This window comes from Bacillus sp. mrc49, from assembly GCF_002803435.1.
Genome location: NZ_PHNG01000468.1, coordinates 1 through 1,127, shown reverse-complemented (window position 1 = coordinate 1,127; position 1,127 = coordinate 1). Strand labels below are relative to the sequence as shown.

The following is a 1,127-nucleotide window of genomic DNA, read 5'->3' as shown; positions in this document are numbered from 1 at the left end:
TTACTGGAGCCGCCCATCATGCCGCTCATCATGTTTTCACCTAGTGTGTATTGGACTGTTTCCACATCATCTTTATCCATCAGGTACTTTTCTACTTTTTCCGTTTCCTTTTCAATATCCTCTTTTAACTCGCCAGGTGCTGGAGTATAAGTGACGATGATCTGCTTCTCTTCATCTGCCGGCATGAAGCTGACGCCGATGCTTGGAATTAGGAATAAGCTGCCGACCAATAATACTATAGCTGTACCGAATGTAATCAATTTATGGCTTAATGACCAGTTCAGTGCCCTGCGGTAGAAACCGGATAGCTTGCTTGGTTTTTCTTCATGTGACTTCAACTCTTTTTCGGAAAGGCCGTTTTTAAATAATGAGTCTGCCATGGCCGGTACAAGAGTGATGGCAATGATTAATGATGCGACTAATGCGAACACCATCGTTAAAGCGAATGGCATGAATAGCTCGCCGACAGGTCCTGTAACGCTTGCCAACGGCAGGTATACGGCTACAGTAACAATTGTTGATGAAAGAATCGGGATGAACATTTCCTTAGTGGCGGAACGTATCAATTCGCCGCCTTTCAATTGTTCGCCTTTTAGTGCCATCCTTCGATAAATATTTTCGATTACCACTATTGAGTCATCGACGACTCGGCCAATTGCAACAGTCATGGCTCCCAATGTCATGACATTAAGTGAGATATCCATTTGTTTGAGCACCAAAAGGGCTGCCAACAAGGATAGTGGAATCGAAATGACGGAGATTAGGGTCGTTTTGAAGTTTCTTAGGAAAAGCATGATCACTATGACAGCAAACAGACAGCCGAAAATGGCCTTGCTAATCATTGTTTCGACAGAGTCTTTAATCGGTTTTGCTTGATCAAGCGTAGTATGTATGCCCACGCCTTTAAATTCATCTTTAAACTTGGAAACTTGGTCTTGCACTTCATCGACAATGGCGACTGTATCGGCATCAGGCGATCTTGTAACCTGTATTCCAATTGATTCGCTGCCATTTGTCTTCGAAATGGACTCAGCCTTACCGATGATTTTCACGTCGGCAATGTCCGATAATTTGACACTTTGCATTTGGGGAGCAGTTGGTGCCGTTCCCGGGGCCGCTTGATTAGC

At 44.2% G+C, this 1,127-nt stretch carries 1 protein-coding gene; it reads right to left on the bottom strand.

Annotated elements, in window-relative coordinates; translation table 11 throughout:
• A partial coding sequence (locus CVN76_RS03660) for an efflux RND transporter permease subunit (RefSeq protein ID WP_198512466.1) occupies positions 1-1,127 on the bottom strand: 1,127 nt, incomplete at both ends.